This is a genomic window from Pannonibacter sp. I15F10I1 (assembly GCF_900185665.1).
GTDB classification, from domain to species: domain Bacteria; phylum Pseudomonadota; class Alphaproteobacteria; order Rhizobiales; family Stappiaceae; genus Pannonibacter; species Pannonibacter indicus.
In genome coordinates, this window is the sequence record NZ_FYAN01000003.1 from 154651 (window position 1) to 180448 (window position 25798).

27 protein-coding genes and 3 tRNA genes are annotated in these 25798 nt (G+C 64.0%); 20 read left to right on the forward strand and 10 right to left on the reverse strand.

All coding sequences use genetic code 11. The features are described from left to right. The first annotated feature begins 62 nt into the window (after positions 1 to 62). From cobS to IF10I1_RS02410, 3 genes are read left to right on the forward strand one after another with little or no spacing between them, the layout of a single operon-like run. Positions 63 to 1049 (forward strand): cobaltochelatase subunit CobS, encoded by a 987-nt coding sequence (gene cobS, locus IF10I1_RS02400; protein WP_050473916.1) that lies wholly within the window; start codon positions 63 to 65, stop codon positions 1047 to 1049. A gap of 4 nt (positions 1050 to 1053) precedes the next feature. Further along, positions 1054 to 2955, forward strand: a complete 1902-nt coding sequence (gene cobT / locus IF10I1_RS02405; RefSeq protein ID WP_058898575.1) for a cobaltochelatase subunit CobT — start codon at positions 1054 to 1056, stop codon at positions 2953 to 2955. Continuing rightward, positions 2952 to 3992 (forward strand): esterase-like activity of phytase family protein, encoded by a 1041-nt coding sequence (locus tag IF10I1_RS02410; RefSeq protein WP_186392402.1) that lies wholly within the window; start codon positions 2952 to 2954, stop codon positions 3990 to 3992. The genes cobT and IF10I1_RS02410 overlap by 4 nt, the downstream gene beginning before the upstream one ends. 9 nt (positions 3993 to 4001) lie before the next feature. Here IF10I1_RS02410 and IF10I1_RS02415 read toward each other — a convergent pair whose 3' ends face one another. Both IF10I1_RS02415 and rpmB read right to left on the reverse strand, forming a co-directional pair. After that, positions 4002 to 4667: a VUT family protein gene (locus IF10I1_RS02415; protein WP_058898573.1), complete on the reverse strand. Its 666-nt coding sequence runs from the start codon at positions 4665 to 4667 to the stop codon at positions 4002 to 4004. A gap of 16 nt (positions 4668 to 4683) precedes the next feature. Beyond that, on the reverse strand, positions 4684 to 4980 hold the full coding sequence (gene rpmB / locus IF10I1_RS02420; RefSeq protein WP_050473912.1) for a 50S ribosomal protein L28: 297 nt from the start codon (positions 4978 to 4980) through the stop codon (positions 4684 to 4686). A gap of 377 nt (positions 4981 to 5357) precedes the next feature. Between rpmB and IF10I1_RS02425 the strand changes: the two genes are divergently transcribed. The 3 genes from IF10I1_RS02425 (at position 5358) to IF10I1_RS02435 (ending at position 8983) form a co-directional block, all read left to right on the forward strand. Further along, positions 5358 to 6224: a DUF3108 domain-containing protein gene (locus IF10I1_RS02425; protein ID WP_208977119.1), complete on the forward strand. Its 867-nt coding sequence runs from the start codon at positions 5358 to 5360 to the stop codon at positions 6222 to 6224. A 209-nt stretch (positions 6225 to 6433) separates the two neighbouring features. Further along, complete coding sequence (locus tag IF10I1_RS02430) at positions 6434 to 7387, forward strand: acetyl-CoA carboxylase carboxyltransferase subunit alpha (RefSeq protein ID WP_050473911.1); 954 nt, start codon at positions 6434 to 6436, stop codon at positions 7385 to 7387. Between the two features lie 228 nt (positions 7388 to 7615). Continuing rightward, positions 7616 to 8983, forward strand: a complete 1368-nt coding sequence (locus IF10I1_RS02435; protein ID WP_186392401.1) for a murein L,D-transpeptidase family protein — start codon at positions 7616 to 7618, stop codon at positions 8981 to 8983. Positions 8984 to 8996: 13 nt separating this feature from the next. On the opposite strand, the gene IF10I1_RS02440 is transcribed toward IF10I1_RS02435, so the two are convergent. From IF10I1_RS02440 to ispG, 3 genes are read right to left on the reverse strand one after another with little or no spacing between them, the layout of a single operon-like run. After that, positions 8997 to 9746 carry a DUF429 domain-containing protein gene (locus IF10I1_RS02440; protein WP_186392400.1) on the reverse strand — a complete coding sequence of 250 codons (750 nt, stop codon included), beginning with the start codon at positions 9744 to 9746 and terminating at the stop codon, positions 8997 to 8999. Next, positions 9743 to 10627 carry a pyridoxal kinase gene (gene pdxY / locus IF10I1_RS02445; RefSeq protein ID WP_186392399.1) on the reverse strand — a complete coding sequence of 295 codons (885 nt, stop codon included), beginning with the start codon at positions 10625 to 10627 and terminating at the stop codon, positions 9743 to 9745. Before pdxY ends, IF10I1_RS02440 begins: the two co-directional genes overlap by 4 nt. 42 nt (positions 10628 to 10669) lie before the next feature. Continuing rightward, positions 10670 to 11938, reverse strand: a complete 1269-nt coding sequence (ispG, locus tag IF10I1_RS02450; RefSeq protein ID WP_050473907.1) for a flavodoxin-dependent (E)-4-hydroxy-3-methylbut-2-enyl-diphosphate synthase — start codon at positions 11936 to 11938, stop codon at positions 10670 to 10672. Positions 11939 to 12175: 237 nt separating this feature from the next. On the opposite strand from ispG, the gene IF10I1_RS02455 reads away from it, so the two are divergent. The 4 genes from IF10I1_RS02455 (at position 12176) to IF10I1_RS02470 (ending at position 16137) form a co-directional block, all read left to right on the forward strand. Then, positions 12176 to 12946, forward strand: a complete 771-nt coding sequence (locus IF10I1_RS02455; protein ID WP_058898568.1) for a hypothetical protein — start codon at positions 12176 to 12178, stop codon at positions 12944 to 12946. A 155-nt stretch (positions 12947 to 13101) separates the two neighbouring features. Further along, positions 13102 to 13884: a 3-hydroxybutyrate dehydrogenase gene (locus IF10I1_RS02460; RefSeq protein WP_050473905.1), complete on the forward strand. Its 783-nt coding sequence runs from the start codon at positions 13102 to 13104 to the stop codon at positions 13882 to 13884. Then, positions 13884 to 14939: a patatin-like phospholipase family protein gene (locus IF10I1_RS02465; protein WP_122522905.1), complete on the forward strand. Its 1056-nt coding sequence runs from the start codon at positions 13884 to 13886 to the stop codon at positions 14937 to 14939. Before IF10I1_RS02460 ends, IF10I1_RS02465 begins: the two co-directional genes overlap by 1 nt. Before the next feature lie 352 nt (positions 14940 to 15291). After that, complete coding sequence (locus IF10I1_RS02470; protein ID WP_208977118.1) at positions 15292 to 16137, forward strand: pentapeptide repeat-containing protein; 846 nt, start codon at positions 15292 to 15294, stop codon at positions 16135 to 16137. 177 nt (positions 16138 to 16314) lie between these two features. Here the strand turns inward: IF10I1_RS02470 and IF10I1_RS02475 are convergent, their stop codons facing one another. The 3 genes from IF10I1_RS02475 to IF10I1_RS02485 form a co-directional block, all read right to left on the reverse strand. Next, on the reverse strand, positions 16315 to 17118 hold the full coding sequence (locus IF10I1_RS02475) for a MipA/OmpV family protein (RefSeq protein WP_050473903.1): 804 nt from the start codon (positions 17116 to 17118) through the stop codon (positions 16315 to 16317). A 175-nt stretch (positions 17119 to 17293) separates the two neighbouring features. Continuing rightward, a tRNA-Gly gene (locus IF10I1_RS02480) sits at positions 17294 to 17368 on the reverse strand. 66 nt (positions 17369 to 17434) lie between these two features. Further along, a tRNA-Gly gene (locus IF10I1_RS02485) sits at positions 17435 to 17509 on the reverse strand. 259 nt (positions 17510 to 17768) lie between these two features. Between IF10I1_RS02485 and IF10I1_RS02490 the strand changes: the two genes are divergently transcribed. The 4 genes from IF10I1_RS02490 to IF10I1_RS02505 all read left to right on the forward strand — a co-directional run bounded on the left by IF10I1_RS02490 (position 17769) and on the right by IF10I1_RS02505 (position 20352). Then, the gene (locus tag IF10I1_RS02490) at positions 17769 to 18290 is read left to right on the forward strand and encodes a prolyl-tRNA synthetase associated domain-containing protein (RefSeq protein ID WP_186392398.1); all 522 of its coding nucleotides are present in this window, start codon (positions 17769 to 17771) and stop codon (positions 18288 to 18290) included. A 98-nt stretch (positions 18291 to 18388) separates the two neighbouring features. Further along, positions 18389 to 19387, forward strand: a complete 999-nt coding sequence (gene trxA / locus IF10I1_RS02495) for a thioredoxin (RefSeq protein ID WP_186392397.1) — start codon at positions 18389 to 18391, stop codon at positions 19385 to 19387. A gap of 59 nt (positions 19388 to 19446) precedes the next feature. Beyond that, positions 19447 to 20124: an LON peptidase substrate-binding domain-containing protein gene (locus tag IF10I1_RS02500; protein ID WP_186392480.1), complete on the forward strand. Its 678-nt coding sequence runs from the start codon at positions 19447 to 19449 to the stop codon at positions 20122 to 20124. A gap of 24 nt (positions 20125 to 20148) precedes the next feature. Next, entirely contained in the window at positions 20149 to 20352 is a 204-nt protein-coding gene (locus IF10I1_RS02505; RefSeq protein ID WP_019965359.1) for a Trm112 family protein, read from the forward strand. An 83-nt stretch (positions 20353 to 20435) separates the two neighbouring features. Here IF10I1_RS02505 and IF10I1_RS02510 read toward each other — a convergent pair whose 3' ends face one another. After that, positions 20436 to 20759 (reverse strand): DUF167 family protein, encoded by a 324-nt coding sequence (locus tag IF10I1_RS02510; protein WP_186392396.1) that lies wholly within the window; start codon positions 20757 to 20759, stop codon positions 20436 to 20438. Next, positions 20759 to 21049: a YggT family protein gene (locus IF10I1_RS02515; RefSeq protein ID WP_186392395.1), complete on the reverse strand. Its 291-nt coding sequence runs from the start codon at positions 21047 to 21049 to the stop codon at positions 20759 to 20761. The genes IF10I1_RS02510 and IF10I1_RS02515 overlap by 1 nt, the downstream gene beginning before the upstream one ends. 586 nt (positions 21050 to 21635) lie before the next feature. Between IF10I1_RS02515 and IF10I1_RS02520 the strand changes: the two genes are divergently transcribed. The 6 genes from IF10I1_RS02520 (at position 21636) to IF10I1_RS02545 (ending at position 25765) form a co-directional block, all read left to right on the forward strand. Next, positions 21636 to 21711 (forward strand) — tRNA-Ala (locus IF10I1_RS02520). Between the two features lie 221 nt (positions 21712 to 21932). Continuing rightward, positions 21933 to 22415 (forward strand): mobile mystery protein A, encoded by a 483-nt coding sequence (locus tag IF10I1_RS02525; protein ID WP_058898561.1) that lies wholly within the window; start codon positions 21933 to 21935, stop codon positions 22413 to 22415. Then, a complete protein-coding gene (locus tag IF10I1_RS02530; protein WP_186392394.1) occupies positions 22415 to 23002 on the forward strand; it encodes a mobile mystery protein B in 588 nt (195 codons plus the stop codon). The genes IF10I1_RS02525 and IF10I1_RS02530 overlap by 1 nt, the downstream gene beginning before the upstream one ends. 76 nt (positions 23003 to 23078) lie before the next feature. After that, entirely contained in the window at positions 23079 to 23483 is a 405-nt protein-coding gene (locus IF10I1_RS02535) for a YchJ family protein (RefSeq protein ID WP_094463658.1), read from the forward strand. Positions 23484 to 23574: 91 nt separating this feature from the next. Continuing rightward, complete coding sequence (locus IF10I1_RS02540; protein WP_208994256.1) at positions 23575 to 24246, forward strand: TspO/MBR family protein; 672 nt, start codon at positions 23575 to 23577, stop codon at positions 24244 to 24246. Beyond that, complete coding sequence (locus IF10I1_RS02545; RefSeq protein WP_186392392.1) at positions 24137 to 25765, forward strand: AMP-binding protein; 1629 nt, start codon at positions 24137 to 24139, stop codon at positions 25763 to 25765. The genes IF10I1_RS02540 and IF10I1_RS02545 overlap by 110 nt, the downstream gene beginning before the upstream one ends. The last annotated feature ends 33 nt before the right edge of the window (positions 25766 to 25798 follow it).

Genomic DNA, 25798 nt, shown 5'->3' on the forward strand with positions numbered 1-25798 from the left:
CCGTTCCGCGGGCATCCCCCCAACGACCCTGACCCCGGCCCGGCCGTGGCAGCGGAGGACCGATGACTGATACGAAGACCGTGGCTGAAAACACGCCTGACACCGAAATCTCCGTCGAGGAAGTCTTCGGCTTCCAGAGCACCCTGCGCGTGCCGGCCTACAAGACGGCCAACGAATATGTGCCGGAAGCCGACCCGGACTACCTGTTCGACCGCGTCACGACCCTTGCGATCCTCGCCGGCTTTGCCCGCAACCGCCGCGTGATGGTGACCGGCTACCACGGCACCGGCAAGTCGACCCATATCGAGCAGGTCGCCGCCCGCCTCAACTGGCCTTGCGTGCGCGTCAACCTCGACAGCCACATCAGCCGTATCGACCTCATCGGCAAGGACGCCATCGTGCTGCGTGACGGCAAGCAGGTGACCGAATTCCGCGATGGCATCCTGCCCTGGGCCTACCAGAACAACGTCGCCCTCGTGTTCGACGAATATGACGCAGGCCGCCCGGACGTGATGTTCGTGATCCAGCGCGTGCTGGAGTCCTCCGGCCGCCTGACGCTGCTCGACCAGAACCGCGTCCTGCGCCCGCACCCCTATTTCCGCCTGTTTGCCACCGCCAACACCATCGGCCTTGGCGACACCTCCGGCCTCTACCACGGCACGCAGCAGCTCAATCAGGCGCAGATGGACCGCTGGTCCATCGTCACGACCCTGAACTATCTGCCGCATGACAACGAGGTGGAGATCGTGCTGGCCAAGGCCAAGCACTTCCAGGGCGCGGAAGGCCGCAACACCGTGTCGCGCATGGTGCGCCTTGCCGACATGACCCGCAGCGCCTTCGTCAACGGCGACCTCTCCACCGTGATGAGCCCGCGTACGGTCATCACCTGGGCAGAGAACTGCGAGATCTTTGGCGACGTCGGCTTCTCCTTCCGCCTGACCTTCCTCAACAAGTGCGACGAGACCGAGCGCACGCTGGTGAGCGAATTCTATCAGCGCTGCTTTGGTGAAGAGCTGCCGGAATCTTCCGTCAACATGGTCATGAGCTGAGGCAATGGCAGGTCCGGGCAGCAACAGCGGAGCCGGGGGCAAGGGGCAGTCGCCCACCGAGCCCTTCAAGCAGGCCCTCACCGGCACCATGCGTGCCATTGCGGGCAATCCGGAACTGGAGGTCATCTTCTCCGGTGACCGCCCGGGCCTTGCCCCCAATGCGGCACGCCTGCCCGAACCGGCGCGCAAGCCGGGCCTGCGGGAGCTGACGATCACCCGCGGGCTGGGTGATTCCATGGCCCTGCGCATGGCCTGCCACGACGTGAAGGTGCATCAGCGCCACGCGCCGAAGGCTCCCGATGCGCGGCAGATCTATGATGCGGTCGAGCAGGCCCGCTGCGAGGCGGTGGGCGCGGCCCGCATGCCCGGCGTTGCCAGCAATCTTGCCGCCATGCTGGACGACAAATACGTCCGCCTCGGCTCTGCCGATGTGGCCAGCCGCGAGGAAGCACCGCTGGTCGATGCCCTGTCGCTGATGATCCGCGAGCGCCTGACCGGCGCCCCGCCCCCGCCAAGCGCAGGCAAGCTTGTCGACATGTGGCGCGGCTGGATCGAGCAGAAGGCCGGACACGATCTCGACCGGCTCGTCACCCGGTTTGAAGATCAGGCCGCCTTTGCCGGCCAGATGCGCAACGTGCTGAAGGCGCTCGACATGGCCGATGAGGCCGGCGACGAGAATGACGAGCACGACGATCCGGAGGAGAGCGACGAGCAGGGCCGCAACGAGGACGCGGAAACCGGCGGCGAGGCGGAAGAAGACACCGGCGGCGACGAAAGCATGCCGCAGGAAACGGAGATGACCGGCGAGGAAATGGAGGCCGGCGACACCGAGGCCTCCGAATCCGATTCCATGGAAATGGACCAGGAAGACCTCGATGCGGATGCGGAGGAGCCGGGCGAGAACCAGCGCCGCGAAGCCCCGCTGAGCAACCGCCCGGTCTCCGATTACCGCATCTACACGCCCCGCTTCGACGAGGTGGTGACGGCGGAAGACCTGTGCGACGCGGCCGAACTGGACCGCCTGCGCGCCTTCCTCGACAAGCAGCTCGTCAACCTGCAGAGCGCCGTGGCCCGCCTTGCCAACCGCCTGCAGCGCAAGCTGATGGCGCAGCAGAACCGCTCCTGGGACTTCGATCTTGAAGAGGGCATCCTCGACACCGCCCGCCTGACGCGCGCGGTGACGGACCCGATGCAGCCGCTCGCCTTCAAGCAGGAGCGCGACACCAATTTCCGCGACACGGTGGTGACGCTGCTTCTCGACAATTCCGGCTCCATGCGCGGCCGTCCGATCACGGTGGCTGCGGCCTGCGCCGATATTCTCGCCCGCACGCTGGAGCGCTGCGGCGTGAAGGTGGAGATCCTCGGCTTCACCACCAAGGCCTGGAAGGGCGGCCAGTCGCGCGAGGCTTGGCTTGCCGCTGGAAAGCCTGCACAGCCCGGACGCCTCAACGACCTGCGGCATATCATCTACAAGGCGGCGGATGCCCCTTGGCGGCGGGCACGGCGCAATCTCGGCCTGATGATGCGCGAGGGCCTCTTGAAGGAAAACATCGACGGCGAGGCGCTGGACTGGGCGCACCGCCGCCTGCTGGCGCGGACCGAAAACCGCCGCATCCTGATGATGATTTCCGATGGCGCGCCCGTGGACGACTGCACCCTGTCGGTCAATCCGGGCAACTATCTGGAGCGGCACCTGCGTTTCGTCATTGATGAAATCGAGAACCGGTCGCCCGTGGAACTGATCGCCATCGGCATCGGCCATGACGTGACCCGCTACTATTCGCGCGCGGTGACGATCGTCGATGCGGAGGAACTGGCCGGCGCCATGACCGATCAGCTCGCCGACCTGTTCCAGGACACCAATGTGGGCGCAGTGCCCCAGCGCGGGCGGCGCAAGCGCGCATGAGGAAGGCCTGGCTGGCGGCGGCAGCCGCCATCCTGCTGGCCTTCACCGGTGCGGCAGGCCTTCCGGAGGCCCATGCCGCACCGCTGCTGCAGGACGGGGAAAGCCTCTCCATCCGCACGCGGCCAATCACCCAGTTTCAGCGCGGCAGCGATGCAACCCGCTTTGGCAAGCTCACCTTTCTGGGCGGGCTGGACCTGTCCTTGCCTGCCAAGAAATATGGCGGCATCTCCGCCCTGATCACGCAGGAGGGCGGCGCGTCCCATCTGGCGGTGACCGATGACGCCCGCTGGATCGCCTTCGAGCTGCAACAGGACGCTAGCGGCCGCCCGCTGGGCATCACGTCTGCCCGCACCGCCCTTGCACTCGATCCGAAGGGCGCCGTCCTGCAAAACAGCAAGGCCTGGGACACGGAAGGCATGACGCTTGGCATCAACGGCAAGCGGACGGAACTGTTCGTCAGCGTGGAGCGGGTCAACCGCATCTACCGTTTTGCCTGGCCGCTGACGTCAGGCAAGGCCAAGGCCCTGTCGCAGGTGGAAATGCCGGAAGGCTTCCGCAAACTGCGCGGCAACAAGGGGCCGGAGGCACTGGCAGGCTCGGCCCTGTCCAGCCCGCTGAAGGGCGGTCTCGTCGCCATTGGCGAGCGCAATCCGGATGCGGCGAGGAACACCCTGCCCGGCTTCATCATCGGCGGGCCATTGGCGGGCAGTTTCGAGATCGAGCGCTCCGGCGAGTTCGATGCCACGGAGGCCGAGTTCCTGCCGGGTGGCGATCTTCTGCTGCTGGAGCGGCGCTTCAACATGCAGGACTGGATCGGCATGCGCCTGCGCCGCTTCAAGGGCAGCGAGATCCGGCCCGGCGCAAAACTGAAGGGGGAAATCCTGCTGGAGGCAGGCCCGTCGCACGAAATCGACAATATGGAAGCGCTCGGCATCCACAAGGATGCGGCCGGGCGCGTGATCCTGACGCTGATGTCGGACAACAACCGCTCGCTGCTGCAGCGCACGCTGCTGCTGCGGTTCAGGCTTGATGATTGAAACGGCAGATCAGCGGGAGAGCGGTGCGGAACCTGTGTCCTGCATCGGCCGGATGAACGCAAAGAGAATGCGGTAGGGCGCCAGCAGGAAGAGGGCGACGGAAAGCTTCACCGTCAGATCGCCCAGGGCCCAGGAAATCCAGCGCGGCAGTTCCGCGGCGAAGATGCCGAAAAGCGGGGCGTTTTCAACGGCGAAGTCATCGTGATAGCCGAGCAGGCCGGTAAAGAGCGGCGAAAAGGCAATCGAGAAGAAGATCAGCGTATCGACCACCGAGCCGATGACCGACGAGACGAGCGGCGCCTTCCACCAGGCCGCGCGGCGCAGCCGGTTGAACAGCGTCACATCGAGAAGCTGGGCAATCAGGAAAGCCGAGCCGGAAGCCACCGCAAGGCGCGGCGTGGCAAGGACCACCGAAAGCAGCACCGCCAGCACAAAGCCGGCATAAACCACCCGGCGCGCCGCCGCAGGACCGAAGCGCCGGTTGGTGAGATCGGTGACAAGGAAGGCAGCCGGATAGGTGAAGGCACCCCAGGTCAGCAGGTCGGCCAGCTGAAGGCCGCCCACCGTTCCCTCGACCGGGAACTGGACCAGGAAATTGGAGGCCACAACGACAATCGCCATCGCAAGCACTGCGATGGCGATATCACCATTGGAAATGGCGTTTGTCTTGCTCATCCGGCAGCGGGCCGTATCAGGCCGCAGCAGCTGCGGTCTGACGGCGCTTGACTTCTGCCTTGATCAGCCGTGCCTTGTTGGACAGCTCGCAGTCAGCAGCCTTCAGAAGGAAGGCATCCAGGCCGCCGCGGTGCTCGACCGAGCGCAGAGCATGGGCGCTGATGCGCAGCTTGAACGACTCACCCAGCGTGTCGCTGATGAGGGAAACGTTGCACAGGTTCGGCAGGAACCGGCGACGGGTCTTGTTGTTGGCGTGGGAAACGTTGTTCCCGGACATGACGTCCTTGCCGGAAAGCTCGCAACGGCGTGCCATTGGATCACCCTTTTTCTACTGGCCGGGGCCGCTGGGACCCGGTACGGTTACAGCCGGTATGGAGCGGACCGCGAGGTCCGGCAACATCAAAACCGGCTCATTTCGGAAAAATCTGGCTCCCTATACTGGCCTTGGCGGTCAGCGTCAAGGCTTCACCGCCTCAGGAAAGCGAAAGCTGCAAAATCCGATGCAGGATGCCGGAAATTAACCAAGCGGTTACCATACCGCCGAACAATTGGCATGATGATGCCGTTCGCTGCGCGCCAGCCGCGCCGGAAGCACATGAAAGAATTCGCCAGGCAGGCAGCAATGGGGCGGCGGCTCCTGCCAGGAAAAGTTGTCACCAGGCACCGGACAAGGTGCCGAGGAGGTTCGACGTGTCGAGATACGTATTGAGCAGAAAGGCCGGAACCTTGCCCGCCACCCTTCGCGCGCTCGCCCTGACCTGCGCCACCGCCCTGCCCGTTTCGATGGCTTCCGCTGACGCCGGTGCCAAGACCGCCCGCATCGGCGGGCTCTATGACATCACGGTCGCGGGACTTGTCATCGGCAAGGGCAGCATGTCCATCGTGCTGCAGGGCAATGCCTATTCGGCCAAGGTCGGGCTTGAGCCCGCCGGCATCGGCAGCCTGTTTTCCACCGGACGCGGCGGCGCGGAGGCCACCGGCTGGCTGGTGGGCGGCAAGGTGGTGCCGTCCAAATATTCCATGGCCTCGCAGGCAGCGAACCGCGATTTCTACGTGCTGATGACGCAGGGCTCCGGCAACATCCGCGAAGCGGAGGCCGCGCCCCCCTTCAAGCCGGTGCCGGACCGCGTCGAAATCACCAAGAAGCACCAGCAGAACGCCATGGACCCGCTGAGCGCCGCCGTGATGCCGGTCGCCACGGGCAAGGACGCGCTGGGGCCCGCCGCCTGCAAGCGCAAGCTGCCCGTGTTTGACGGCTGGACCCGCTTCGACATCCAGATGGAATACAAGGAGATCAAGGAAGTCTCCGGCCGCGGCTATGACGGGCCTGTCGTCGTCTGCGGGGCGCGCTGGAAGGCGATTGCCGGCCACCGTCCGGGCAAGGAGTCCGTCAAGCTGATGGAAGAAGCCCAGATGGAAGCCTGGCTGGCGCCAATGGGCCGTAATGACGTGCTCATTCCCTACCGGATCGTCATGCCCACAGCGAGCGGCCAGATGGTTGTGGAAGCCACGAAGCTGAACATCAACGGCCCCGGACAGGATCAGGCTGCCCGTTGAAGGCACGGATTTCCGGCCTTTTCAAAACAGGCCCCGGCGGTTTTGCCGGGGATCGCTTGCACCATCCTTAACCTCCTGATACAGCCCCGCTTGACTCATGGGGTCTTGCTCTCCAGTGTCGCGCCACAACATTAGACCCGGGACACACGGCGCGCGAAAGGTCCAGCCCTCTGCGGGCGGGACTGCAGCGGCCATCAGGTAAACGGTTCATGCACAGCTATCTGGAATTTGAAAAACCCGTCGCCGACATCATCGGCAAGGCCCAGGAACTGCGCGCGCTGGCAGCGACCGGCGAAGCGGTGAACGTGGACGAAGAAGTCGGCCGCCTTGAAGCCAAGGCCAGCCAGACCCTCAACGACCTCTATTCCAAGCTGACCCCCTGGCAGAAGACGCTGGTCGCCCGCCATCCGGACCGCCCGCATGCGGCCCATTACATCCAGGGCCTCATCGAGGACTTCACGCCGCTGGCCGGCGACCGCAAGTTCTCCGACGATCAGGCGATCATTGCCGGTTTCGGCCGCTTCCGGGGCCAGTCCGTCGCCATTCTGGCGCAGGAAAAGGGCTCGGATACGGAAACCCGCCTCAAGCACAATTTCGGCATGGCCCGTCCGGAAGGCTACCGCAAGTCGGTGCGCATCATGGATCTGGCCGACCAGTTCGGCATTCCGGTGCTGTCCTTCGTCGACACGGCCGGTGCCTATCCGGGCCTTGGCGCGGAAGAGCGGGGCCAGGCGGAAGCCATTGCCCGCTCCACCGACCGCTGCCTCAGCCTCGGCGTGCCGAACATCGCCACCGTCATCGGTGAAGGCGGCTCGGGCGGCGCCATCGCCATTGCCGCCACCAGCAAGGTACTGATGCTGGAACACGCCATCTACAGCGTGATTTCGCCGGAAGGCGCAGCCTCGATCCTGTGGCGCGACAGCGCCAGGGCGCAGGAAGCGGCGACCAACATGAAGATCACCGCACAGGACCTCCTGAAACTCGGCATCATCGACGGCATCATCGAGGAACCGGCGGGCGGTGCCCACCGCGCCCGCGAAACGGCCATCGACCGCGCCGGCAAGGCGATCGACGAGGCGCTGAAGTCCTTCGAGGGCCTGTCCGCCGATGAGGTCCGCAAGCTGCGCCGCGACAAGTTCCTCGCCATCGGCCGCAGCCTCTGAGAGCTGCGCGGATGTAACCTTCTGAAACCGGTGCAGGGATGCCTGCGCCGGTTTTTGTTTTGACCGGTTCACCCCCTCCATCCGCCCGTTTTCTCTACGGTGATTTATGATCCAGCGTGGTACTGCCATCTTGCGGAAGAAGAGACGGCACCTTACCCTTGTGCCGGTGATGGCTTTGCCTGTCCTCAGCGGGAAGGCGGGCAGTTTTTCTTTCAGGTGTGACGGCAGATGGGCGTGATTGCCTTTCCGAAAATTCCGGCCCGCAAGGTGATCCGCCTGGCTGGCGCCCTGGCTGTGGCCACGCTTCTTGCCGGCTGCCAGTCGGGGGATGAATACGTTTCCTTCGGCCCCAAGCACCTGCGCGAGGTGCGCCCGGCCATCAAGGCGAAGTTCACCGAACTGAAGATGGATGCGCGCTCGCCCATCCTGATCCGCATCTTCAAGGAAGAAAGCACGCTTGAGGTCTGGAAGCAGAACCGGGAAGGCCGTTTTGCCCTGCTCCAAACCTTCGATATCTGCAAGTGGTCCGGCGAGCTTGGGCCGAAGGTCAAGGAAGGCGACCGGCAGGCGCCGGAGGGCTTCTACGAGATCACGCCGGGGCTGATGAACCCGAACTCCAGCTACCACCTTGCCTTCAACATGGGCTTCCCCAATGCCTATGACCGGTCGCACAACCGCACCGGCACGCATCTGATGGTGCATGGCGCCTGCTCCTCGCGCGGCTGCTATGCCATGACCGATCCGCAGATCGAGGACATCTATGCGCTGGCCCGGGACAGCTTCAAGGGCGGGCAGCGGTCGTTCCAGGTGCAGGCGTTCCCCTTCCGCATGACGGCGGAAAACATGGCGCGGCACAATGACAGCCCGCACATGGACTTCTGGCGCATGCTGAAGGTGGGCTATGACCACTTCGAGGTGACGAAGCAGACGCCGAAGATCGATGTCTGCGAAAAGCAGTATGTGTTCAACGCCACGCCGCTGATGGCCAATGTGCCCTTCCGCGCCACGGCCAAATGCCCGGCCTATGAAGTCCCGCAGGCGATCCGGGTTGCGGTGGAGGCCAAGCAGAAGAAGGACGCGCAGGCCTTCGAAGTGGCGATGGCCAATATCCGGGAAGAGGCGGAGCGCGAAAAGCGCGCCAAGGAACGCGCCGCCCTGATCGCCTCCATCGTCAACCCGAAGTTCGGCAGCGATGACAAGCCGGAAGAGGCAGGCGAACAGGCGGCTGCCGCAACGTCTGCCGAAGAGGCTCCAGCAACACCGGCGTCCACCGGCGGCGTCTTCGCCAGCCTTTTTGCCTCGAAAGCCGCCCAGCCGGCAGAGACAGCACCTGGCGAGCCCGGGCAGACCGCCGCCGGCGCGGCATCACCTGCGGCCTCTCAGGCAGCCCCTCAGGCGGCCACCCCTGCCGCAGCAAAGCCGCAGCCCGCAGCGGAGGTGACCGCAACGGCCTTTGCTCCGGACGCTCAGGCTGGTGAACAGAAGCCCGGCTTCTTCAAGCGCTGGCTGAGTTTCAGCGGCTCGCAAGATGATGACGCCACCCCGCCCCAGGTCGACCTGACCACCGTCACCACGGCGCCGAGGGTGAAGCCCTGAACCTCGCGGAACCTTAGGCCCAGATGGCGATGCGGTGGCCGCGGCTGTCGCGGGAGAAATCCTTCGGGAAGGGCTCCGCCCCGCCTGCCAGGATGCGCAGGGCCATGACGGCATTGACGCAGGCATCGAGGAAATCATCCGCCGCTGCCCCGCGTGGCGGCTTTTGTGACAGGAACGCGGGCTCAAGCCCGTGAACGGCCAGACAGGCGCGGCGCTCGTCCATGCCGTCGGGATTGATGCGGCTCTTGACCTTCTTCGGCAGGCTCATGGGCGCGCCGCCATTGAGCCGCCAGAAGGCCACTTCCGGGTGCACCTCGAACACACGCCCCTCCGGCTCCGAGACCAGAGCCTTGTCCAGCTCGCGGATTTTCGGGAAGAGATGGAAGGCCTGTTTTGACACCTTGCGCGGCGGCTCGGGTGTTTCCTGCGCGATGCGGCAGGCTTCCCGGTAGTCTTCGCAATAGACCGCGGCACGGGAGGGAACGGAAAACACCGAGGACTGGCGCATGCCCAGAAGCGGGCGCACATGCCGTTCCGGCCCCCGCCCCTCTGGGCCGATCCGGTCCGGCAGGCCGATGGGCATGTCCACAGCCAGAACCTCAAGCCGGGGCTGAAGCGCCAGAAGATCCGCAAAGCGGGGCGTCACCAGCACCTGCGGCTTAGCGGTCAGGCCTTCGTCAAGAATCACCGCGATCCAGCCCGCCGGGCAGCCATCAACTCCGGCAACCCGTCTGGCCTGAGACAAGGACCCCGGCCCGGTCATCGCGCGCCGGCGCTCTCCATCACCCGGCGGGTGCTGACCAGCGCCATGGGGCGGCACAGGGTCTGCTGTTCGGCGGCGTAAAGCAGCTCGTTGGCGCCCTGCTTCACCGTGCGGGCAACCAGCTCGAACACGGAAGCGGCAGCGCGCACCAGCGCCTCGTCTTCATCCATGCCCTCCAGCAGACGGGCCATGAACAGGGCGGAGAAGAAGTCCCCCGTGCCATGGGGCGGATTGTCGATGGCCGCGTGTTCGGCCGCAACGGCACCGCGCCGGCCCACCAGAAGGTTGGAGATGGAATTGCGCCGCAGCGCCGGGGCGGAGGTGACAACCACCCGTTCCGGCCCCAGATGCCGCGCGGCGGACAGGGCCTGCAGCTCCGAATCGGCTGGCCGTCCGGTCAGCCAGGCCAGCTCGTAACGATTCGGCGTCGAGATATCGGCCAGCGGCACCAGCTCGTCGCGAATGGCTGCAGCGGTTGCCTCCGGCACATAGAGGCCTTCCAGATCGCCGATCACCGGATCGCAGAGATAGGTCACCTCGGGCCGCACCTTCCGCAGCGCCTTGACGAGCCGGGCGACGGCAGCGGCCTGTTCCGGCGAGCCGAGATAACCGGTGATGACCGCGCCGATCTCCGGCAGGAAGGGGGAAGCTGCCAGATCCGCCGTGATGGCGTCGAAATCCGTCATCGGCGCAACGATGCGCTGACCGCGCCCAACCAGCGGCTGCCAGGGCAACAGAATGGTCGGCAGATACCACACCGGGAAGCCCAGACGCTCCAGCGCGAAGACCGCACCGCGCCCGCCCACACTGCCACGCACCACCTGTGATGTGATCACCAGAATGGCCGGCTTTGCACCGCCGTCCTTCACCGCATTCAGCATTCCGGCAACTCCTGTTTCAGCACTGCGGCCGGGAGGGCGAACTCACTCCTGCGCAGCGGAGGGCAATTCCAGCGGCTTGCCCGAACCGTATTTCTGCTCGATATAGCCCAGCACCATGGCCTTGAAGTCTTCCGCGATGGAGGGCCCGCGCAGCGTCATGACCTTCTCGCCGTCGATGAACACAGGGGCGGAAGGCGATTCGCCCGTGCCCGGCAGCGAGATGCCGATGTCGGCGAATTTGGACTCGCCCGGCCCGTTGACGATGCAGCCCATCACCGCGACGTTGAGGTTCTCCACCCCCGGATACTGCTCGCGCCAGACCGGCATCGACACGCGGATATGCTCCTGAATGTCGCTGGCCAGCTCCTGGAACACGGTCGACGTGGTGCGCCCGCACCCCGGACAGGCCGCCACCACCGGCACGAAGGCGCGGAAGCCCATCACCTGCAGCAGCTCCTGCGCCACCTGCACCTCGCGCGAGCGGTCACCGCCCGGCTCCGGCGTCAGCGACACGCGGATGGTGTCGCCAATGCCCTGCTGCAGCAGGATGCCCATGGACGCCGCCGAGGCGACGATGCCCTTGGTGCCCATGCCCGCCTCGGTGAGGCCCAGATGCAGCGCATAGTCGCAGCGCGCCGCCAGATCCGCGTAAACGGCAATGAGGTCCTGCACATTGCTGACCTTGGCGGACAGGATGATCTTGTTGCGGGCCATGCCGAGGCCTTCGGCCCGCTCGGCCGAGAGAAGCCCGGACTGGATGATCGCCTCGCGCATGACGGCAGACGCCGCAATTGGATTGGCGCTGGCGGCATTCTCGTCCATCAGCTTCGTCAGAAGCTCCTGATCCAGCGAGCCCCAGTTGACGCCGATGCGCACCGGCTTGTCATATTTCTGGGCGATGTCGATGATCTGCGAGAACTGGGTGTCGCGCTTGGCCTTGAAGCCCACGTTGCCCGGATTGATGCGGTACTTGGCCAAAGCCTCGGCACAGGCCGGATGGTCGGCCAGCAGCTTGTGGCCGATGTAATGGAAATCGCCGATCAGCGGCACATTGATGCCGATGCGCTCCAGCCGCTCGCGGATGCGCGGCACGGCCGCGGCGGACTCGTCCCTGTCCACCGTGATGCGCACCAGCTCGGACCCGGCCCGCGCCAGCGCGGCGACCTGCGCCACGGTGGCATCGGCATCCGCCGTGTCCGTGTTGGTCATGGATTGCACGACGACGGGCGCATCGCCGCCCACCATCACGGAACCCACCTGCACGGCAACCGACCGGCGCCGGGGCAGGCGCATCGGGACATACTCGCTCATCAGATCAGCCAACCTCGTATTCACCCTCCGCCCGCACCGGGGACGGGCGCTTTTCATGGCCTGATTAAATTGGCTCTCACATAAGGGCAATCAAGAACCGCACGCAAGGCGCGATGCAGCGCATCAGCGCGGCAAACTGTGATCCGGAGCACTTGCGCCGCCCCGCCGGACCGGCCTATAGACCTGATGATTGCACTTGGCATTTCCTGCAAGTGACAAGACCAGCCTGGAGCCCCCATGTATTCGGATATCCTGCATCAGTCAGCGACCCTGATCCGCCAGAACATCAACATCGCCTTCCGTATTGCCGGATCGTGGATGGTGATCATGCTGGTCATCAATGCCCTGACCGATGCAAGCGAAGGCATCCCGGGCCTGAATATCATTCTGGCCCTGGCCGGTTTCGTGCTGTCACTGGTCAGCGGCGCCTCCATCGCCAGCGGCTGGCACCGGTTTGGCCTGCTGCAGGAACAGCCCGATCTCATCCACCTGCGCTTTGGACTGTATGAGCGGCGGGTACTTTGGCGCATGGTGCAGACGGCCCTGATCCTGATGGGGCCGATCATCGGCATCATTCTCGTTGCCATGATGTTCAACACCTTCGTGCCGCATATCATCATGGTGGTGCTGCTTGCCGGGCTGACGGTCCTGACCATTGCGCTGATGTACCGCATCAGCTTCATCGTCCCGGCCTCTGCCGTTGGCCACCACCTGCCGGTGGCAGAAGCCTTCCGCATCAGCAAGGGCTATGCCGGGCCGATGTTCGTGACAACGCTTCTGCTCAGCATTCCGGTGATCCTGGTCCTCGGCCTTGCCATTGCAGGCGGATATCAGATCCTCGCCGGTGGCTCGATCATCCTCGGTTTCGTGGTTCTGGCCGTCTTCGGCACGCTGCTGCAGATCATCACCACCACCATTGGCCTTGCTGTCGTGACGGTGGCCTACAAGGACGTCGCGGAAAAACTCTGGGCTGAAAACCCGGACAATCCGATGTTCGCCCAGCACTGACGGACAGCTGCAAGCAGGCAGGGCAGCGCCCTGCAAAAGCTCAGGCTTTCATTACCGATTTGTCACGCAACCGCATCAGCGCAACTGCGTTGTTGCAGTGCAAGGCAGCTTCATGTGAAGCTGCGGCCGGAATTCGGTCAGGGAGCCTGAAAGACATGCTGAAGAACAGAAACGCCGTCATCACCGGATCCACCTCCGGCATCGGCCTTGCCTATGCACGGGCGCTGGCAGCCGAAGGCGCCAATGTGATGATCAACGGCTTTGGCGACAAGGACAAGATCGAGGCCGAACGTACCGGCATCGAAAAGGACTTCGGCGTCCGCTGCCTCTATTCGCCCGCCGACATGACCAAGGGCGACGAGATTGCCGCCATGATCGCCACGGCGGAGAAGGAATTCGGCAGCGTCGACATCCTGATCAACAACGCCGGCATCCAGCATGTCTCGCCCATCGACGAGTTCCCCGTCGACAAGTGGAACGCGATCATCGCCATCAACCTGTCGTCCGCCTTCCACACCATCCGCGCCGCCCTGCCGGGCATGAAGGCGCGCGGCTGGGGACGGATCATCAACACCGCCTCCGCTCACGCGCTGGTCGCCTCACCCTTCAAGTCCGCCTATGTGGCCGCCAAACACGGCATTGCCGGGCTGACCAAGACGGTTGCGCTGGAAGCTGCCGAAAATGGCGTCACCGTCAACGCCATCTGCCCGGGCTATGTCTGGACGCCGCTGGTCGAGGCCCAGATCCCCGACACGATGAAGGCGCGCAACATGACCGAGGACGAGGTCAAGCGCGAGGTGCTGCTGAAGGCTCAGCCGACCAAGGAATTCGTCACCGTTGAAGAGGTCGCGGCTGTTGCCGTCTTCCTGTGCTCGGATGCGGCCAAGTCCATCACAGGCACGCTGCTGCCCGTCGATGGCGGCTGGACGGCCCAGTAATGACAGAGGCCAGAAAGCGGAACGTCCCGCCGCGCAAATCCGCACCGGGGCGCAAGGTCATCAATCTGGCCCTTCAGGGGGGCGGCGCCCATGGCGCCTTCACCTGGGGGGTGCTGGATTATCTTCTGGAAGATGACCGCTTCGAGATTGACGGCATCAGCGGCACCTCGGCCGGCGCGATGAATGCGGTGGCCCTGGCCTGCGGCCTGCACGAGGGCGGAGTGGAGGGAGCCCGGGAGCGCCTGCGGACCTTCTGGAAGAAGGTAAGCCAGCACGCCTATCTCAGCCCGATCCGGCGCTCACCGCTGGACATGGCCCTTGGCCAGTGGAGCCTCGACTTCTCGCCGAGCTACATTGCCATGGATCTCATCTCCCGCTTTGCCTCACCTTACGAGTTCAATCCGCTCAACATCAATCCGCTGCACGAGGTGCTGAAGGAGATCATCGACTTTGACTCCGTCCGCGCCTGCGGGCGTGTGCGGGTGTTCGTGTCGGCCACCAATGTGCACACCGGCAAGATCAAGGTTTTCAGCGGAGACGAGCTGACGGCCGATGCCGTGATGGCCTCCGCTTGCCTGCCGCAGGTGTTCCAGGCGGTGGAGATTGACGGCGTGCCCTACTGGGACGGCGGCTACATGGGCAACCCGCCGCTCTATCCGCTGTTCTACGAGACCGGCACGCAGGACCTGCTGCTGGTGCAGATCAACCCGATCGAGCGCAAGGAAACCCCGAAGACGGCCCGCGAAATCCAGAACCGGATGAACGAGATCACCTTCAATTCCACGCTGTTGCGCGAAATGCGGTCCATCGAATTCGTGCTGCGCCTTCTGAACGAAGGCAAGCTGAATGAAGAGGACTACAAGAAGGTCAATTTCCACCGCATCGACGGAGAAGCCCTGAAGCCGCTGCAGGCCTCCTCCAAGTCCAATGCGGAATGGGCCTTCATCGAGGAGCTGTTCTCCATCGGCCGCAAGACCGCAGCCAGCTGGGTGGAGCGCAATTACGATGCCGTTGGCGAGCGCTCGACCGTCGATCTGCGCTCGGAGTTCCAGTGATTAATAGAAATTAACCGGAATTTGCATTCTGCCATGCAGAACAAAATCAATAACAAAGATAAACATCATTAAACCAAATAAAACGCACGAAGATCAGTTTTATCGACAAAGAAAACCTTTTGGAAACCACTCCAATCCTAATGTCGGGAAGCTGATTGTCAGGTTGTGCGTCGTCAGCGATTGCGGACGGAAGGAAGTGGCACTGCGACCCGCTACTTCCTTCCGGCCCGCAGCACTCTTCCCCTCCATCTTTGAAATGCAGACCGGGACAAGATGTCCGGCTGTGCAACTCTGTGCTTTCCGCCCGGCCCGGTGAGGGCTAAAAGAGGCGCGGGGGCGCAGGAGGTTGGACATGGCACTGCGATTGACATCGAAACTTGCAGGAGCGCTCATCCTGACGGCCCTCGCATTGCTGCCGCAGGGCTCGCGGCGCGCCTTTGCACAGACGGCGGCCCCGCAAGGCACATTCGACCAGATCACCGCACAGAATGGCTGCCCCGGCTGCGACCTGAAGCTGGAAAGCCTGCGCACATTGAAGCTGGACATGCCGGATTTCACCGGCGTCAACCTGCGCGAGGCCGATCTGAAGGAAGCCATTCTCACCGGCGCCAGGCTCGCCGGCGCTGACCTGCGCCGCACGGAACTGGAGCGCGCCAACCTCGATGGGGCGGACATGACCCGCAGTTCCATGCGCGGCGTGGATCTGGAGAAGGCATCCCTGATCAAGGCAAGGCTGTCCGGCTCAGACATGCGGGACGCGGATCTGAATGACGCGGTGCTGACCAGCGCCAAGCTGGACAACACGGATCTGCGCAACGCCAAGCTGACCCGCAGCATAGCCATCGGCGCCAATTTCTCCGGCAGCAAGATGGACGGAGCAAGTCTGGAACGGGCGGACCTGAGCAGTGCCATGCTGGACAATGCCCGCCTGCCCTATGCCGGCCTCGACCGGATCATCGCGGTGGATGCCAGTTTCCGCAATGCGGACCTCAGCGGCACCCGCATCACCAGCGGTGACCTCACCGATGCCGACCTCTCGGGCGCCAACATGACCGGCGCACTGCTGCGCAACACCCGCCTGCCCGGCGCAAAGCTGAAGGATGTGCGCGGGCTTGACCCCAAGCGCATGATCAACCTGTGCGGCGACGCGCGCACCGAATTGCCTGCCGGCTTCGAGCCGCTGAAGCCTTGCTCGTGAGTGGCAGGGATAGAATCAAAAGGGCCGCCCCTCCGGACGGCCCTTTTTCATGTCTGTCAGCGGGTAATACCAATGCTCGATGAGCTTGACTGATCGAGCATTGGTTAAGCCCGTGCGGCGCTTGAGCATTTTCAAGGCGTGATGCGTCAGCATCTCAGCGCCTTGGTATAACGCGGCTCAGAATGCGTCGAAGGAGAACCGGTAGGTCACGCCGGTGCCGATGGTGTACTGGTTGCGGCTGCCGCGGTTGCGGACGATCGGGCTGCGGGCCGCATCGCCGATCAGCCGGTCATAACCGCCTTCCACATGCAGCTTCACCTGATCCGTCAGATCATAGCTGGCGCGGGACGCAACGCCGATGCTCTTGAAGCCGCCGCTGGCGCGGAACTCGTTGAGCCCGCTGGCCTGGGCCTCTGACGGCGAAACGCTGAAGTAGGTGTCCATGTAGCGGCTGGAGGCAAAACCGAGGCGCGGACCGGCGCTGAGCTCCAGCTTCGGCATCGGCTTCATGATCAGGTCAGCGCCGATCTGGCCGGTCTGCCCCTTGTGACCGTTGAAGCCCTGGCGCAGCTCGCCGAACACCCGGAACCCATCGCCCTGGAAACCGGCACCCAGCCCTGCTTCCAGCGCCCAGTCCACCTTGCGGGTGCCGCTGAGCTTCGATGTATCGGTCGGACGGCGCTGTCCGATGAAGTTGAAGGACGGGTAGAAATAGATGCCCGTGCGCGCCTGGCCGTCAGCCACCTGCCCCAGAATCGGCAGATAGAAGCGGCTGACGTAGATCAGCGGAACCGGTGACACCAGATAGGTATCCGCGCCATCGTAACGCGGCTTGACCAGGGCACCGACACCCAGATCCAGCACATACTGATGGCCGGAGGTGCCGCTGGAGGAACCATAGGAATAGTCCTGCGCGGCCGCCGGAAGGGAGGCACCGGCAAGAGCGGAGGTCAAGGCGAGAAGAGCGAACTTGCGCATCATGGGTGGGGTCTGTCCTGAACGAACTACTGAGTGGGACGGATCTTAAGGCAAATTGCGATAAAGAGTTTAACAAAAGGGTAATTTTAACGAGCTGTTGCCAATGAGCACCGCACGGATTTGCAACCCGCTCTGCAGACATTAAAAAAGGCCGCCTTGCGGCAGCCTTTTTCGAAACTGGAGCGGGCGATGGGATTCGAACCCACGACCCCAACCTTGGCAAGGTTGTGCTCTACCCCTGAGCTACGCCCGCACAAATCCGGCAAGCCGGATGGGTATCCTCAATGACGCTGGACCAGATTGCCGATTGACCGGAAACTGGAGCGGGCGATGGGATTCGAACCCACGACCCCAACCTTGGCAAGGTTGTGCTCTACCCCTGAGCTACGCCCGCTTAAGCGCTGCAGAAAGCCATCTTGCGAAGGCCCGCCGCTGAGGTGGGCTGTATATGAACCAAGCGGCCTGCGAATGCAACAGGCTTTTTTGACCCGGCTACGGCTTTTTCCGCCGTGTGGACGAGCTGTGGACAGAAGGCCGCAGCGCGCCCTTTGCCTGCTCCCCGGAAGCCTTGCCGCGCAAGACCCTGATCAGCTAGAAGCATGGAAAGAGAGAGATTTTGCGGCCCCAACGGCGGCCGGAGAGCGGGAGACGGCATGATGGCAACACGCAGCGAGCTGCTGGCATTTCTGGACGGTCTTGGGCTTGAAACCAGCACCACGGATCACCGGCCGGTGTTCACGGTGGCGGAATCCGAAGACGTGCATGCCATGATCCCCGGCGCCCACACGCGCAACCTCTTCCTGAAGGACAAGAAGGGCCGCATCTTTCTGGTGGTGGTGCTGCATGATGCCACGGTGGATCTGAAGCAGATCCACACGCTGATCGGCGGACAGGGCCGCGTCTCCTTCGGCAATGCTGACCAGCTGATGGAATGCCTTGGTGTGGTGCCGGGCTCCGTCACGCCCTTTGGCCTCTACAACGACCGGGAAGCGCAGCGCGTGACGCCCATTTTCGACGCGGCGATGATGCAGCACGAGGTGCTGAACTTCCACCCGCTGTCGAACGACGCCACCACCACCATTTCCCGTGACGGCCTGCTGGCCTTTGCCCGCGCCTGCGGGCATGAGCCGCAGGTGCTGGCGGTGACGGAAGAGGCGAAGGCGCAGGGTTTGTAATTCCCCCGCCGCCGCGCCATGTTAAAGACAAAGCGAACTCCTGACGGCTCACGCGCCATGCTGTTGAGCCGTCCTAGTGACGACAAGGGAAAACGACGATGAGCGGTGGAAACTTCAGCATGGGCGGTCAGGCCGGCGGCTCCTTTGGCGGCAGCTACGGCGGCTCCGGCTATGGCAGCCAGCAGGGCCAGACCCAGTCTCAGGCGCCAGCGCAGGCGGCAGGCGCAGACAATCTGATCTTCGACGTCACCACCCCCACCTTTGCAAAGGCCGTTCTGGAAGCCTCGCGCAGCCAGACGGTGCTGGTGGACTTCTGGGCCCCCTGGTGCGGCCCCTGCCGCCAGCTGACCCCGGCACTGGAAGCCGCCGTCAAGGCCGCCAAGGGCGCCGTGCTGCTGGCCAAGATGAACATTGACGACCATCCGGAAGTGGCGGGCCAGCTCGGCATCCAGTCGATCCCGGCCGTCATTGCCTTCAAGAACGGCCAGCCGGTCGATGGCTTCATGGGCGCCCAGCCGGAAGGCCAGATCAAGGCCTTCATCGAGCGCGTGGCGGGCCCTGCCCCTGCCTCGCCGGTGGACACCTATCTGGCCGAGGGCGAGACCCTGCTGGAAGCCAAGGATTACGGTCAGGCCGCCCAGATGTTCGGCGGCGTGCTGCAGATGGACAGCGCCAACACCCGCGCCCTTGCCGGTCTTGCCCGCTGCTATCTGGGCGCCGGGGATCTGGCCCGCGCCCGGCAGGCGCTGGAGATGATCCCGGAAGAGGCCCGCAAGGACGCGACGGTCGCAGCTGCCTTTGCCGCGCTGGAACTGGCCGAACAGGCCGAACAGCTGGGCGATCTTGCCGGGCTGCAGGCGAAGGTGGAGGCAAACCCCGACGACCATCAGGCCCGCTTCGATCTGGCGCTGGCGCTGAACGGGCGCGGTGATCACCAGGGTGCCGTCGATCAGTTGATCGGCATCATCCGCCGCGACCGCAGCTGGAACGAGGATGGCGCGCGCAAGCAGCTGCTGCAGTTCTTCGAAGCCTGGGGCCCGAAGGAGCCGGCCACCAATTATGGCCGCCGCAAGCTGTCGTCAGTGCTGTTCTCCTGACCTATATGTCCCTTGGCGGGCGTTTGTCCGCCAAGGGACAATCCATGCGAGGTGACACGATGAAGGCGGGAAACGCGAGCTACACGAGTATCAAGGACCTGCCCGCGACGCTGCCCGTCTTTCCGCTGCCCGGCGCCTTGCTGCTGCCGCGCACCCAGCTGCCGCTGAACATCTTCGAGCCGCGCTATCTGGCCATGGTGGATGCGGCCCTTGCCGGCCAGCGGCTCATCGGCATGGTGCAGCCATCCATCACTGACGTGCAGGACGGATCAAAGCCCGCGCTGTCCCGCGTCGGCTGCGCCGGGCGGATCACGTCGTTTCAGGAAAGCGGCGACGGCCGCTATCTGATCTCGCTGCAGGGTATCGCCCGCTTCCGCATCGCCGAAGAGCTTCCGGCCATGACGCCCTTCCGGCAGGTGGCCTGTGACTTCCTGCCCTATCTGCCCGATCTTGAGACCGGCCGCGGCGAAGGCGAGGTGGACCGGGAAGGCCTGCTGCGTGCCTTCCGCGCCTATCTCGACGCCCATGACATGGAAGCGGACTGGGACAGCGTGGAGCGGGCCGAGACGGAAGTGCTCGTCAATGCCCTGTGCATGATGAGCCCCTACGGCCCGGCGGAAAAGCAGGCCATGCTGGAAGCCGCCGACCTCAAGACCCGCGCCGAGACGCTGGTCGCCATCACCGAGATTGACCTGGCGCGCAGTGCAGGCCATGAGGGTGGCTCGACCCTTCAATAAGACCCGAAAGACCGGAACGCCCAGATGACGGAAACCGCCGCTTCACACAGTGCCAGACAGATCGACCGCAAGATGCTGGAACTTCTGGTCTGCCCGCTGACCAAGACCACGCTGGAATATGATGCCAATGCGCAGGAGCTGATCTCCCGCGCCGCCAAGCTGGCCTATCCGATCAAGGATGGCATCCCGATCATGCTGCCGGACGAAGCGCGCAAGATCGAAGACTGATCAAGGCGCGGCGAAAGCATCATACCAAGGCATCTGAGATGCTGACGCATCACGCCTTGAAATTGCCCAGGCGCCGCACGGGCTTAACCGCCACACACCGCCTCAAGTGCGGCCATCAGCGTGTCCGGCTCACCGGTCACATGCAGCGTCTTGATGCGGGCGGTGGAGCCTGCCGCGAGGGATACGGCGGATTTGGGCAGGCCAAGGGTCTTGGCCATCAGCACCTCAAGCGCGGCATTGGCCGCACCCTTTTCCGGCACGGCCCGCACACGCGCCGCCAGCACCTGGCGGCCATCGGACAGGGCGGACAGGCCGTCCACCCGGTCATGACCGGAGCGCGGCGTCAGGCGCACATCGACGCTGACCCCGCCTTTGACCGGACGCCAGGGCCGTTCCGGCCCCGTCATCAGAAGACGACGGGATAGATGTAGCGGATGATGACGTTCTGCAGCAGGAAGATCAGCAGCAGCAGCACGATGGCCGAAAGATCCAGCCCGCCGACGGAAGGAACCACGCGGCGGATCGGGCGCAGCAGCGGCTCGGTGAGGGCATAGAGCGTCTGGCCGATGGTCGCCACGAACTGGTTGCTCATGTTCACCACATTGAAGGCATAGAGCCACGAGAAGATCGCGCTGGCGATGATCACGTAGGTATAAAGCTGAAGGACCAGCATGAGCACGTCCAGAATTGCACGCATAATGAGTTCCGCTTTGTGATGGCGTTCCGTTCTCCATGATGTAGCGGCGCACAGGTGCCGCCGCAAGGCATCATGTTGAACAGGATTAAGTGACGGGCACTTGCGCTGCCCCTGGCTTGCGCGCAGCGCCCCCGGGACGGGCCACATCGTAGAGCAAGACGCCACACGCGTTACCTTGATGCCGGAAAGACAAGAAATTTCAGAGTTTTAACTCTCTAGCTGAGGCCCCTCATTTCCCCTCCCCCTTGAGGGGAGGGGGTAGGGATGGGGTCTTCACGCAGGAGCGGTGCTTGATTGATGCACATCTCTACACAGAGAGCCTTCAATGAAAATACCCCGTGTTTTCAGCCTGTTACCTCCGCCCCTCACCCCTCCCCTCAAGGGGAGGGGGACAGATAGGCCGCGCCGTTGAAACAACGGCCGCCACCTTGTGCCAAAGCCCTGGTCGTCTTTCTGCGCGATGTGTTCATGCAATTGGATACGGGCGGGGACACGCGCCCGTCCCGCACCAGCAGGACGCGGCAGGGCGTAAAACCACGTGCTTGACAGATCTTCGGAGCCCCTCCTAAATTCCGCCACCTGCTCAGGGGCCGTAGCTCAGATGGGAGAGCGCTGCAATCGCACTGCAGAGGTCAGGGGTTCGATTCCCCTCGGCTCCACCAGCAAGATTTTCATTTTGATTTTCCCTTCAGTTTCAAATCTGTGGCGCGGCAGGTCCAGCCACCTGCGCACCCATTCTGCGCAGCCTGCCATAAGCACTCATGGGCAAATTTGATTGCCCTATGACGCCCAAGCACGGCGCAATCACCGTTCATATATCGATATATATCCCCTTTGACACAAAATGGATATCAATCCATACTCTTTCAGCATTAGAAAGAATATGGATGAATATACCGTGCCAAGCGTCAAAGACACCGCGATGCGCCAGTATGCAAGGCTTCTGGACCGGGCGGGAGAACAACTCGGGCAAGTGACCCCTCCTGCCGGCGGCTGGATTGCGGCCATGCGCAAGGCTCTCGGCATGTCCGCTCCGGCGCTGGCACGGCGGCTGGGCGTGACAAAGGCGGCGGTCTATCAGGCAGAACGCAAGGAACTGGAGGGCGGCGTAACCCTGCAGCACATGGAGAAGCTGGCCGAGGCTCTGGGCGGGCGCTTCGTCTATGCCATCGTGCCGGAGGGCAGCGTGGAAGAAATGCTCGAAGCCCAGGCCCGCAGCAAGGCGGAAAGCATCATCCGCCGCGCCAGTGCGCATATGGCACTGGAACAGCAATCCCTCACCCAAGATCAGATTCAGGCCGAGATCGGCCGGCTGAGCAGCGAGATCTTGCGTGAAAGGCCTTCGGACTTCTGGGAGAAACCCTGATGTTCAGGGAGCCTGAAGGCGCAACACCTCTCGATCCGGACGAGATGGAAGGGCTCAAATTCACCCATATCACAACGCGTGGAGAGCTGGATGAACTGGAGCAGGCCAACATCACCCAGGGTCTGCGCTGGCTTTCGCGCAGGCGCGGCGGCGATGTGCTGACCGATGACTTCCAGCGCACGCTTCACAAGCGGTTGTTTGGGGAGGTCTGGTCATGGGCCGGAACCTACCGGCTTCGCGAGAAGAACATTGGAATCGATCCGGTGCAGATTGCCGTGCAACTGCGCTATCTGCTCGATGACGCCGCTTACTGGGCGGAAAATGCGACATTCAGCCCACTCGAAGCCGCATCGCGGTTTCACCACCGGCTGGTGCAGATCCATCCCTTTCCAAATGGCAACGGCCGCCACGCCCGCATCTCTACAGATGTCTACCTGGAAAAACGTTTCGGTCATCCCCCGGTCGAGTGGGCCAACGGCTTCGACCTGCAAGCAGACAACCGGCGCCGCACCGCCTATATTTCGGCATTACGGGCCGCAGATGCGATGGATATGGAACCACTCCTTCGCTTCACGGGAGCAGTGTAACACCTCCCACCTCGACGCCCCCTCCCATCCGCGCTAGATATCAGCCCCTGATCCTTTCCATTGCGGACTTCCCCTCATGACTGATGCATCCCCCTGCCCCTGCGGTTCCGGCCAGACCCTTGCGCTGTGCTGCGGGCCGCTGCTGGCGCGCAAGGCTGTGGCGGGGACGGCGGAGGCGCTGATGCGCTCGCGCTATAGCGCCTATGTGATGCAGGACATCGCCTATCTGAAGGAAACGCTTTGGCCGAAATACCAGCCGGGCTTTGACGAGGCGGCCACCGCCCGCTGGGCATCGGAGAGCCGGTGGACGGGCCTGAAGGTGCTGCAGACCACCGGCGGCGGACCGGATGACCGGGATGGAACGGTGCTGTTCGAGGCGCGGTATCTGTCTTGTGCACAATTGCACATCCACCGGGAACTCAGCCGTTTCCGCAAGAAATCCGGCCGCTGGTACTATGTGGAGGCCATGGAGGAGACATGAGCGCGGCACCCCGCCACACTGGTGCTGATTGATCTGAGGGAACAGACGGAACGGGACGCGAACCCCATTTCCAAACCTCTGGAGACACGCAATGACACGCAAGCCATCGCTCCCCCTTCTCACCGTTTTCCTTCTCGTCAGCGCCGGCGGCGGGCTGCTGATCGGCGCCACGAACCTGCCCGGCGAGTGGTATGCCGGGCTCGCCAAACCCTCCTTCATCCCGCCCAACTGGCTTTTTGCGCCCGCCTGGACCGTGCTCTACATCCTCATCGGCATTGCCGGCTGGCGCAGCTTTGGGGCTGGCGCAGGCTCCACCCTGTTCCGGCTGTGGGCACTGCAGATGGTGTTGAACTTCGCCTGGAGCCCCACCGTCTTCACCCTGCACCGGCTGGATGCGGGGCTCGGCATCATCCTGGCGCTGCTGGCGTCGATCCTCGCCTTCATTGCGGTGGGCTGGCGTCGTGACAGGCTGGCGGCCCTGCTTTTCGTGCCCTATGCCGCATGGGTCGGCTTTGCCACGGCGCTCAACCTTGCACTGGTGCAGCTGAACTGCCCCCGCCTCTGGCCGGATGGACTGTCAGCTTTACCAAGGTTATTGCACCGCAGCACGGAGGGGGATAGGCTCCGCCTCCGGTTTGTGACGGGACAAGGCCATGCTTCAGCGGGCAGCAGATTTCGGCAGCTTGCGGCGCCAGTTCACCTGGCAGCTGCCCGAGCGCTACAACATTGCATCTTCCACCTGCGAGGCATGGGCCGCCGCTGAACCAGAGCGGCTGGCCATCCGCGAGATTGGCGAGGACGGCAAGGCCACGGACTGGAGCTATTCGGCGCTTGAGCGCGCCTCTGCACAGCTTGCCAACGCGCTGTCTGCAAAAGGCATATCGCAGGGCGACCGGGTGGCCCTGCTGCTGCCGCAATGCGCCTGGACGGCGATTGCCCATCTCGCCATCTACCGCATGGGTGGCATTGCCGTGCCGCTGGCGGCCCTGTTCGGCCCCGAGGCCCTGCGCTACCGGCTGGGCGATTCCGGTGCGCGGGCGCTGATCACCAACGATCAGGGCCTTGCCAAGGTGCTGCCGCTCAAGGCGGATCTGCCTAGCCTTGAGCTGCTGATCACCACCGGCGCGCCGGACGGCGGCAGCGAGAACCTCTCCGCCCTTTGCGCCAGGGCGCGGGACAGTTTCGCAACCCTGGACACCAGCCTCCATGACCCGGCGCTGATGATCTACACCTCCGGCACCACCGGCCAGCCCAAGGGCGTGCTGCATGGCCACCGGGTGCTCTTGGGCCATCTGCCGGGCATCGAGCTGTCACAGGAATTTCTCGGCCAGCCGGGGGACCTGCTGTGGACGCCGGCCGACTGGGCCTGGGCGGGCGGGCTGCTGAATGCGCTGTTCCCGGCCCTGCATCTGGGCGTGCCGGTGATTGCCAATGCGGCGCGCAAGTTTGACCCGGAAGCCGCCTTTGCGTTGATGCAGCGGGAGGGCGTGCGCAATGCCTTCATCCCGCCCACGGCGCTGAAGATGCTGCGGGCGGTGGACAGCCCCGGCAGGCGCTTCCGCCTTGCCCTGCGCAGCATCGGGTCTGCGGGCGAGTCGCTGGGCCGTGAGGCCTATGACTGGGCGAAGGCTGAGCTGGGCCTGCCCGTGAATGAGTTCTACGGCCAGACCGAATGCAACGCGGTGCTGGGCTCCTGCGCGGGGCTCGGCATCAGCCGGGCGGGCGCCATTGGCGTGGCCATTCCCGGCCATGAGGTGGCGGTGATCGATGAGGCGGGCAATCCCCTGCCGCCCGGCACGCTGGGACAGATCGCCATCCGCCGCCCCGATCCGGTGATGTTCCTCAGCTACTGGAACAAGCCGGAGGCCACGGCGGAAAAATTCATCGGCGACTGGATGACCACCGGCGATCAGGGCGAAATGGACGCAGACGGCTATGTCCATTTCACCGGGCGCGATGATGACCTCATCACCTCCGCCAGCTACCGCATCGGCCCCGGCGAGATCGAAGACTGTCTTTTGACCCATCCGGCGGTGGCGCTGGCTGCCGTCATCGGCAAACCGGATCCGCTGCGCACGGAAATCGTCAAGGCCTATGTGGTGCTGGCCGATGGCCACAAGCCGTCGCCGGAGCTGGAAGAGGCCATCCGCATCCACGTGCGCGACCGCCTCTCGGCGCATGAATATCCGCGCGAGATCGCCTTCATCAAGGAATTGCCGATGACCACCACCGGCAAGATCATCCGCCGTACCCTACGGGATCTGGCAAGGAACGGCGGTTAAGCAAGATCAAGGCGCGATGTGTCAGGTTCATTG